The sequence below is a fragment of the Pseudomonas sp. NBRC 111127 genome (assembly GCF_001320345.1).
Classification (GTDB): Bacteria; Pseudomonadota; Gammaproteobacteria; order Pseudomonadales; family Pseudomonadaceae; genus Aquipseudomonas; species Aquipseudomonas juntendi.
Map to the genome: position 1 here is coordinate 1 of NZ_BCBD01000198.1, position 9,463 is coordinate 9,463.

At 64.6% G+C, this 9,463-nt stretch carries 9 protein-coding genes; 3 read left to right on the top strand and 6 right to left on the bottom strand.

Annotated elements, in window-relative coordinates:
- Window positions 1-527, bottom strand: a 527-nt coding sequence (locus tag APH30_RS24495) for a LysR family transcriptional regulator (protein WP_156326646.1), incomplete at its 3' end; no start/stop codon positions are given.
- Window positions 528-797: 270 nt separating this feature from the next.
- Here APH30_RS24495 and APH30_RS24500 point away from each other — a divergent pair.
- Window positions 798-1,244, top strand: coding sequence for a universal stress protein (locus APH30_RS24500; RefSeq protein WP_054914008.1), 447 nt, complete (start codon window positions 798-800; stop codon window positions 1,242-1,244).
- 182 nt (window positions 1,245-1,426) lie between these two features.
- Here the strand turns inward: APH30_RS24500 and APH30_RS24505 are convergent, their stop codons facing one another.
- From APH30_RS24505 to APH30_RS24520, 4 genes are read right to left on the bottom strand one after another with little or no spacing between them, the layout of a single operon-like run.
- Window positions 1,427-2,287, bottom strand: a complete 861-nt coding sequence (locus APH30_RS24505) for an HlyD family secretion protein (protein ID WP_029888019.1) — start codon at window positions 2,285-2,287, stop codon at window positions 1,427-1,429.
- A gap of 10 nt (window positions 2,288-2,297) precedes the next feature.
- Window positions 2,298-2,498, bottom strand: coding sequence for a DUF1656 domain-containing protein (locus APH30_RS24510; protein ID WP_009685040.1), 201 nt, complete (start codon window positions 2,496-2,498; stop codon window positions 2,298-2,300).
- 4 nt (window positions 2,499-2,502) lie between these two features.
- Window positions 2,503-4,680, bottom strand: coding sequence for an FUSC family protein (locus tag APH30_RS24515; RefSeq protein WP_029888020.1), 2,178 nt, complete (start codon window positions 4,678-4,680; stop codon window positions 2,503-2,505).
- On the bottom strand, window positions 4,677-6,206 hold the full coding sequence (locus APH30_RS24520; RefSeq protein WP_054914009.1) for an efflux transporter outer membrane subunit: 1,530 nt from the start codon (window positions 6,204-6,206) through the stop codon (window positions 4,677-4,679). The genes APH30_RS24515 and APH30_RS24520 overlap by 4 nt, the downstream gene beginning before the upstream one ends.
- A 191-nt stretch (window positions 6,207-6,397) precedes the next feature.
- Here APH30_RS24520 and APH30_RS24525 point away from each other — a divergent pair, with 191 nt between their 5' ends.
- Both APH30_RS24525 and APH30_RS24530 read left to right on the top strand, forming a co-directional pair.
- Window positions 6,398-7,345 (top strand): LysR family transcriptional regulator, encoded by a 948-nt coding sequence (locus tag APH30_RS24525; RefSeq protein ID WP_009685037.1) that lies wholly within the window; start codon window positions 6,398-6,400, stop codon window positions 7,343-7,345.
- Between the two features lie 143 nt (window positions 7,346-7,488).
- Window positions 7,489-8,463, top strand: coding sequence for a D-glycerate dehydrogenase (locus APH30_RS24530; RefSeq protein ID WP_029888023.1), 975 nt, complete (start codon window positions 7,489-7,491; stop codon window positions 8,461-8,463).
- An 84-nt stretch (window positions 8,464-8,547) separates the two neighbouring features.
- Here APH30_RS24530 and APH30_RS24535 read toward each other — a convergent pair whose 3' ends face one another.
- Window positions 8,548-9,450, bottom strand: a complete 903-nt coding sequence (locus tag APH30_RS24535; protein ID WP_054914010.1) for a DMT family transporter — start codon at window positions 9,448-9,450, stop codon at window positions 8,548-8,550.
- Window positions 9,451-9,463 lie beyond the last annotated feature (13 nt).

The following is a 9,463-nucleotide window of genomic DNA, read 5'->3' on the forward strand; positions in this document are numbered from 1 at the left end:
CGTCGGGCCAAGCCCACATAGTAGGTCTGGAACAGGCTCTGCACCTTGATCTCCGGTCCCAGATCCACGGTCGAGCTGATGATCAGGTCGGTGCGCCCGTCGCGCAGCACGCTGTCGTCGTCACCGCCGGGGCTTTCCGGCACGAAGCGCAGCACCGTGCGCGGTGCCTGCTCGTGCATGCGGCGCAGCAGCTGGGCGCCGTACAGGGCGATGAACAGGTCATTGGTGCGAATGTTGAAGGCACGGTCGAGCTTGGGCAGGTCGACTTCATCGGCGCTGCGGAACACTTCGCCGGCCTGCTCCACCAGCGCCGCCACCTGCTCGCGCAAGGCCAGCGCCCGTGGCGTCGGCACCAGCCCACGGCCCGCGCGCACCAGGATCGGGTCGCCCAACGCATCGCGGATACGACTCAGGGTCCGGCTCATGGCCGCGGGGCTCAGGTTCATGCGCTGCGCCGCGCCGACCACACTGCCTTCGTCGAGCAGGGCATCGAGGGCGACGAGCAGGTTCATGTCCGGGAGTTGCATGGCCGTGTTCCATTACAGCTGGGGAGTGGCGATGGTAGCAGGTTGGCCGATTGCACCAGACGCAATGCGCTCGTGCGTGGTGGGGCATTTATTCTGGACGGTGATTGGGTCATAACAGTTGCAGTGCCTGCACCGACCCTATCGCCGGCAAGCCGGCTCCCACAGGGATCCCACAATGCCCAACGCCTGTGTTGAACCTGTGGGAGCAGGCTTGCCGGCGATAGGGCCGGTGCAGGCAAATGACTAGCCAGCCAGAAGCAAGGATCCTGCATGCCCAGCCCCGTTCTGATCGCCATCGACGCCTCCCCCGCCGCCACTGCCCTGCTCACCCTCGCCCGCCGTTACTGTCGCCCCGGCGAACACGAATTGCACGTGCTGCTGGCCATCGACTCTACCTTCGCCGTGCACGAGCAACCCGCGCCCTACACCACCGAAGAGCTGGAGCAATACCCCGCCGCCTGCAAGGAACAGCACCAGGCCGACGACGCGGTGGCCAAGGCGGTAGGCGAATTGCAACAGGCCGGCTTCGCCAGCCAGGGCTGCATGATCGCGGGGCAACCGGTCGAGGCGATCGTGGCCAAGGCGCTGGAACTGAACTGCGAACTGATCATCATGGGCCACCGCCACCTGTCACGGCTGGGGCGGTTGCTGGACCCATCGATCAGCGCGAAGGTGATCGACCGGGTGAAGGTGCCGGTATTGGTGGGGCCCGCCTGAACGCCAGGTTGTCGATGCTGGCAGGCGCACAGTCCACCCTGTGGGAGCGGGCGCGCCCGCGAACACCGGCGCAGCCGGTGCCAGCCACCGCGTTGGATTCTTGCCGGGCATGCCCGCCACCACAGGTCCAGCGCTGTATTCAAAGGCACTGCAGTGACTGTGGGCCAGAATGGCGCCGCAGGTCACCCCTCGCTCGGCTTCACCACCACCGTACAAGTCGTCCCCGCCGCCAGCAAGAACCCTTCCGGCACTTCATCAATGTGAATACGCACCGGCACCCGCTGCGCCAGGCGTACCCAGTTGAAAGTAGGGTTCACGTCGGCGATCAGCTCGCGGCTTTGCGGGTTGTCGCGGTCGTAGATACCGCGGGCGATGCTCTCCACATGGCCTTTGATACGCTCGCCGCTCATCATCTGCAGCTCGGCCTGGTCACCGACCTTCACATGCGGCAGCTTGGTCTCCTCGAAGAAGCCGTACACCCAGAACGAGTTCTCGTCGACCACTGCCATCACCGCCTCGCCAGTACGCGCGTAATCGCCTCGGTGGATATTGAGGTTGGTCACGTAACCGTCCACCGTGGCCACGATATGGGTCCGTTTCAGGTTGAGTTCGGCAGCCGCCAGCTCGGCAAGCGCCTGCTGATAATCGGCCTGGGCGGCGTTGGCGATATTACTGGCATCGTCACGGTTTTCCTTGGAGATCACCAGGTTGTCCATGTCGGCACGGCGCTTGGCGTTGACCTTGCGCATCTCCCAGGTGGCCTTGCGCGACGCGACCAGCGCCTTGGCCTGGTCGACAGCGAGCTGATAGTGCTCGGGGTCGATCTGGATCAACAGGTCGCCCTTCTTCACCCGCTGGTTGTCCTTGACCGGCACGTCCACCACATAGCCAGGCACGTCGGCGGCCACGTTGATGATATCGGCACGCACGCGGCCGTCACGGGTCCACGGCGTGGTCATGTAGTGCACCCACAACTGGCGACCGATGGCCACGGCAGCGACCAGCACCAGCAGGGTGGCGATCAGGCTGAAGAACTTTTTCATCGAAGGTTTCTCACCAGTAGACAGTAAGCGCCATGGCGCCGAACAGGCAGACGAACAGGCTCAGGCGCAGCAACGCCGGGTGCCAGAAGAAGCGGTAGCCATCATGGCTGGCGATGAACCGGTCCAGGCCCCAGGCCAGGCCCAGCGCAAACAGGAACATCAAGGTCATGGTGGGCATGTACACACCATGGAAGGCGATTTCGCGGGGCATGCTTTCACGCAGCATCTGGCAGTCCTTTCGCCGGCACCAGCGGCGACTGTGGGTCGAGCAGGGAAGAACGGATGAAGTGCAGGTAGCTTTGGGCACGGCGCAGCACCGAGGTATCGAAGTGCCGGGCGAATGGCTCGTCAGTGGCCTGCACCCGGGCAATGGCATGGTCCACTGCTACCAGCGCGCGTTCGTGGTTGCTGGCACTGGGCTGCAGAAACAGCCGTGCCAGGGCCCGGCCCATCACGCGGATGGCCTGGCGCCACGGTTGCGACTCGGCATAGGCCGGGTGTACCGGGGCGCGGGCCTGCTCCTTGCGCAGCTCGATAACCGCGTGGCCGACCTCCAGCACGGTGAACATCCAGCCCATCAGCTCGCTCTGAACCTTCGGCTTGCCGGCTGCCAGGCCGTAAGCCTGGTGCAGCAGGTCGCGGGTGCGGCTTTCGAACGCCGTGCCGATGCCACGCAGGCGGCCGCTGATGGCAAACAACACCTGCTCGCGTAGCTCCTGCTCCAGGCGGCTCCACAACCAGCGGCTGTTGGGTGGCAGGATGATCGCCCCGGCGGCGGCACACACGCACATGCCCAGAATCATGCCGATGTAGTCATTGATGAAGCTGTAGGGGTCGTACACGGTCAGGTTGTTGGGTACCGAGCCGATGGCGAAAAACACCAGCAGGCCGATGCCGTAGCCCGCGTAGGCCGGCCGTGACGAGAGAAACGCGCCGAGCACGAACACAGGCGCCAGCACCATGCACAGCAATGGGAACCCATCGATCCAGGGGAACACGAAGAAGGTCTCGAAGAAGCCGACCAAGGCCCCCAGCGCAGTGCCGCAGGCCATCTGGAACGACATGCGCTTGGGGTTGGGCGAGGCCGCCGACAAGCCCACGGTCACCGTGGCGATCAGGGTCATCATGGCGCCACTGGGCCAGTCGCTGAGCAGCCAGTAGCTGCCCAGCAGCAACAGCACTGTCGAGGCGCGCACACCCGCTGCCAACGACACCAGCCAGCTGGTCTGCGCCACATAGGGCTCGTCCCATTGCTCGCGCTCGTGCTTGTGTGCAGCCAGCGAGGCGTGGGTTTCGGCGTAGCTGAACATTTCGTCGATGAAGCGGTACAACAGCTCGAACACCGTGTGGAAGTCGAGCTGGTCGGCCGCGCTGGGCCCGGTTGCCAGGTAGTCGGCCCGCAGGCTACGCACCTGGGTTTGCAGGCCTTCCTTGTAGGCGCCCAGCTCCAGGGTCAGGCGCAAGGCATCGGCGTCGGTCAGCGCCCGGCCCACGTAGGGCTGCAACAGCTCCACCAAGGTGTTCAGGCCCGGCTCGATGGCGGTGACGATCTGCCGCGGGCCACGTGCACGCAGCCGCTCCAGCAGGCGGTGCAGGGCGTTGAAGCGTGTGGTGATGGCCATGAACTCGCTGTTCATCCGCACCAGCCGGCCACTGCGCCGGCGCATGTGCGGGTCTTCGAAGGCGGTGACGTTACGCAGGCTTTCCAGTCCCACCGCCTCGGCCACGAAGCGCACGTTGCTGCTCTCGAAACGGTCACGCTGGCTGTCACCGCGCAAGGCCTCGACCACCACCCCGGCGAACACGCCAAAGCGCTGGTACAGGGCGTTACGCATGGCGGCGCTGGCCGACTGCGGCAGGATCGCGGCACTGACGAAAGTCGACACCAGGATGCCCAGGGCAATTTCCAGCACCCGCCACACCGCCGCCATGAACGCCTGGTCAGGGTGCTGCAGCACCGGCAGGCCGATCATGGCCGCGGTGTAGCCGGCCAGCACGAAGCCATAGGCGCGGAAGGTGCGGTAGCGCATGGCACCGGCCGAACACAGCCCAACCCACAGCGCCAGGCTGGGCAGGAACAGCTCGGTGTTCTGCGGAAAAATGGCAATCAACGCCACCATCATCGCCGAGCCGGCCAGGGTGCCGAGCACCCGGTAGAAGCTCTTGGCGAACACGTGGCCGCTTTGCGGCTGCATGACGATGAACACGGTGATCATCGCCGTGCGCGGTTGCGGCAGCTCCAGGCGCATGGCCAGCCACAGGGTAATGAACGCGGCTGCCAGTACCTTGAAGATGTAGACCCAGGTCACGCCATCGGTACGCGCCCAGGCGAAGAAGCCGCGACGCCATTCCAGGCTTTGCAGCCAGCGCACAGGCAAACTGGAAGTGCTCATTCAGCGTTGTCCGGCCGGGTATCGAAAATGGCCAGGGCCGCCGGGGTGTTCGGCGCAGCCTGGCGTTCTTCCTGGGGTACGTCCTGGCCAGCCTGCAGGCCACCGCCCAGCGCGGTGACCAGCTCGGCATGGGTGATCAGGCGTGCCGCCTGCACCTGCTGCTGCACCTGCTGCTGGCGGAACAGCAAGGTCTGCGCATTGAGCACGTTGAGGTAATCGGTAAGGCCACGCTGGAAGGCGACCATGGCGATATCGTAGGTTTTCTGCGCGGCGGCCACCGATTCGGCAGCGAAGTGCGACTGCTGCTGCATCGACTCGCGGCGGATCAACTGGTCGGAAATGTTCTTCAACGCACCGACCACGGTCTGGTTGTAGCGCGCCACGGCCACGTCATAGCCAGCCGAGGCCACGCCCAGCTGCGAGCGCAGGCGCCCGCCGTCGAAGATAGGCAGGCTGATGGCCGGGCCAACGTTGTAGTTGAACTTGCGCCCGGTCAGGAATTCCAGCGGCCCGCCGCCCGTGGCCATGAAGCCCAGGCTGCCGACCAGGTCGACGTTGGGGAAGAAGCCGGCGTGCGCGACGTCGATGCCGCGTGCCTGTGCAGCCACCTGCCAGCGGCTGGCGACCACATCCGGGCGTTGGCCGACCAGTGCCGCAGGCAGGTTGGAAGGCAGCTTCAGTGGTGCGGCCAGGGCCAGGGCCGGGCGCTGCAACTGCGCGCCCTCCCCCGGGCCTTTGCCGGCCAGGGCGGCCAGCTGGTTGCGGGCCAGGGCGATTTCTTCGTCGAGGCTATCGAGCTGGCGATGGGTTTCCGGCAGCGGCGCTTCGGCCTGGCTGACTTCAAAATGGGTGCCGATACCGGCCGCCAGGCGGCGCTTGGCCAAGGCCAGGATCTGTTCTTGCTGTGCCAGCTCGGCCTTGACGATATCGCGCTGGGCAAAGTGCAGGCTCAGCTGGATATAGGTACGCACCACGTTGTTCTGCAGCTCCAGTTGCGCCTGGCGCGCTTCAGCCACGCTCATGTGCGCCTGGTCCACGGCCTGTTCACTGGCGTTGCGTTCACGGCCCCACAAGTCCAGCGCGTAGCTCAAGCCAATGGCCGCGTTGTTGTCCCAGGTGTTGGCACCCGACAACGCGCCAGGCCCATAGAACTGGTCTTCAGGCCAGTTGTGGCGCTTGAGCGTGGCCTGGCCGTTGGCCTGGAGCTTTTCAGCCGACTCGATCACACCGGCCATGGCCTTGGCTTCACGCACCCGCGCGGCGGCCATGGCCAGGCTCGGGCTGCCGGCCACTGCCAGGGCAACCCAGCGGTCCAGTTGCGGGTCGCCATAGGCGTGCCACCACTGCTGGTCGGGCCAGTGAGCATCGCTTGCGGCTTCGCGAATGGCCGCGTCGGTGGTCAGGGTATTGGCTTGCAGCGTCTTGCTTTGCGGGGCGATGCCCCAGGTTCCGATACAGCCGCTCAAGGTGAGGGCAAGGGCACAGGCACTGAACGCACTGAGCGTTCTGATGATGCGACGCGGCACAGCTGCGATTTCCCGAGGAAGAGGTGGAGGGGCCGAGCAATTCTAGGGGGCGGCAGCACTGGCGATAAGCGTGGATTCCTGCGAATCTTTGTTACCAAAACGGCGATAATCCGCCTTTGGTCGAAGGTAAGTTTTCATAACTTTTACGTTGCTTCGTGACACAATTTTGTCCTCTACCTCGAGAGTGACCCATGGACACCCTGCAAAACATGCGTGCTTTCAGTTGCGTAGCGCAATTAGGCAGCTTCACGGCCGCTGCGGCGCAACTGGACACCACCACCGCGAACGTGTCGCGGGCGGTCTCCAACCTGGAAGCCCATCTGCAAACAAGGCTGCTCAACCGTACCACCCGCCGCATTGCGCTGACCGAGGCCGGCAAGCGCTACCTGATGCGCTGCGAACAGATTCTGACCTACGTCGAGGAAGCCGAGGCCGAGGCCAGCGACGCCCATGCGCGCCCCGCCGGGCAATTGAAGGTGCATTCGATGACCGGGGTGGGCCAGCATTTCGTGGTGGATGCGATTGCCCGCTACCGTGAATCGCACCCCGACGTGACCTTCGACCTGACCATGGCCAACCGCGTGCCCGACCTGCTTGACGAGGGCTATGACGTGTCCATCGTGCTGGCCACCGAGCTGCCGGACTCGGGGTTCGTTTCGCAGCGCCTGGGCATCACCTACAGCATCGTCTGCGCTTCGCCGGCGTACATCGCCCGCCATGGCCTGCCGCACAAACCTGCCGACCTGCTCAAGCACGCCTGCCTGCGCATGGTCAGCCCGGTGATCCCGCTGGAAAAGTGGCTGTTCGATGGCCCGGAAGGCCAGGAGATGGTCAACATCACCAGCTCACCGTTCATGGTCAACACCGCCGACGCCATGAAGACCGCGATCCGCAGCGGCATGGGCGTAGGCGTGCTGCCGATTTATTCGGCCATCGATGGCCTGCGCGACGGCAGCCTGGTGCGGGTGCTGCCCGAGTACCGCCTGCAGGAACTGAACCTGTACGCCATCTACCCGTCGCGCCAGTATCTGGATGCCAAGATCAAGACCTGGGTCGAATACCTGCGCAACTCGCTGCCGGAAATTCTTGCCGCGCATGAGGCCGACCTGAAAACCCATCAGGTGCTGATCGCCGACTAAGGGCAGCTGCAAGTAGCAAGTAGCAAGTAGCAAGTAGCAAGTAGCAAGTAGCAAGAAAAAGCAGATCCGTTCACGTGCTGCTTTTTCTTGTAGCTTGTAGCTTGCAACTTGTAGCTTGTAGCTTTCCCCTTGGAAGCAGCCCGATGAAAAAGACCGTCCTGGCCTTCAGCCGAATCACCCCGGCAATGGCCGAGCGCCTGCAGCAAGATTTCAACCTGATCCAGCCCAACCCCAAGTTGGGCGACATCGCCGCCCAGTTCAACGAAGCCCTGCCCGAAGCCCACGGCCTGATCGGGGTCGGGCGCAAGCTTGGCCGGGCGCAGCTCGAAGGTGCGGCCAAGCTCGAGGTGGTGTCCAGCGTGTCGGTCGGCTACGACAACTATGACCTGGACTACTTCAACGAACGCGGCATCGCCCTCACCAATACCCCGGACGTGCTCACCGAAAGCACCGCCGACCTGGGCTTTTCACTGATCATGGGCTGCGCCCGGCGTACCGCCGAACTCGACGCCTGGACCAAGGCCGGCAACTGGCAGGCAACCGTGGGCCCGGCGCACTTCGGCAGTGATGTGCATGGCAAGACCTTGGGCATCGTCGGCCTGGGCAACATCGGCGCAGCCGTGGCCCGCCGTGGCCGCTTCGGCTTCAACATGCCGATCCTGTACAGCGGCAACAGCCGCAAGAGCGCGCTGGAGCAGGAGCTGGGCGCGCAGTTCCGCAGCCTGGAGCAGTTGCTGGCCGAAGCCGATTTCGTGGTCATCGTGGTGCCCCTGTCGGACGCGACCCGCAAACTGATCAGCAGCCGCGAGCTGAAGCTGATGAAGCCAAGCGCGTTCCTGATCAACATTGCACGCGGGCCGGTGGTCGATGAAGCCGCACTGATCGAGGCGCTGCAGAACGGCACCCTGCGCGGCGCAGGCCTTGATGTCTACGAGAAAGAGCCACTGAGCGATTCGCCGCTGTTCAAGCTGCCCAATGCCCTGACCTTGCCGCACATAGGCTCGGCCACCGCCGAAACCCGCGAAGCCATGGCCAACCGGGCGCTGGACAACCTGCGTGCGGCGCTGCTGGGTGAGCGGCCGCGGGACCTGGTGAACCCGCAGGTGTGGAAGGGCTGATCCCCCGGTTATCCCTGTACCGGCCCTATCGTCGGCAAGCCAGCGCCCACAGTTTCGGTAGCTGGCCGCTGATAGGGCCATGATTCATCTGGCCTCCACAACCCCCTCAGCTACCCGTGCCCTGGGCTTGCGAAACACCAGCACATTCCCTGCCATCACTGCGACAAGCCCCAACAGGGCCGGGGCCGTCCACTGGTACCCCTCGGCCACCGCCGACACGTTCAACGCCACCAACGGGAACAGCACCGTGCAGTACGCGGCCCGCTCCGGCCCCATGCGCCCCACCAGGGTCAGGTAGGCGGTAAAGGCGATCACTGAACCCGGAACCACCAGGTACAACAGCGAGCCGATGTAGCGCAGGTTCCACTCCATGCCGAACGGCACGCCGCTGACCACACAGAACGTACCCAGCATCAACGCGCCGTAGACCATGCCCCAGGCATTGGTGGTCATGGGCCGCAGCCCGGCCTTTTGCTGCATGCTCGACAGCAGGTTACCGGCCGAGAAGCACAGCGTGCCGAGCAGGGCCAGGCCCAGGCCGTACAGGGTCTCACGGCTGGCAGCGTGGTGCGACAGCTCGGGCCAGAACAGCAGGCCCAGGCCAAGCAAGCCCAAGGCGCCGCCGCCCAGCACATTGCTGGCAACCCTTTGGCCGAAGAAGATCCGTGCATTCAGCGCGTTCCACAGCGTAGCGGTGGAAAACACCACGGCGATCAGGCCGCTGGCGATCCACTGGCTGGCACTGAGGAAGCAGATGAAGTTGACGCAGAACAGGCACAGGCCCTGGGCCAGGCAGATCTGGTGGCCCCGCCTGTTCATCGGCTGCAAGCGACGGGTGAGCAGCAGGAAGGCAAACAGGATCAGACCGGCCAGGGCGAAGCGGTAGACGATCGAAACCGGGATGGCGACCACGCCCAGTTGCAGTTTCAGGGCGATCCAGGTGGTGCCCCAGATCAGGACGGTGAGCAGGTAGAGAGACAGGTTCATCGGTGCGGCTCCT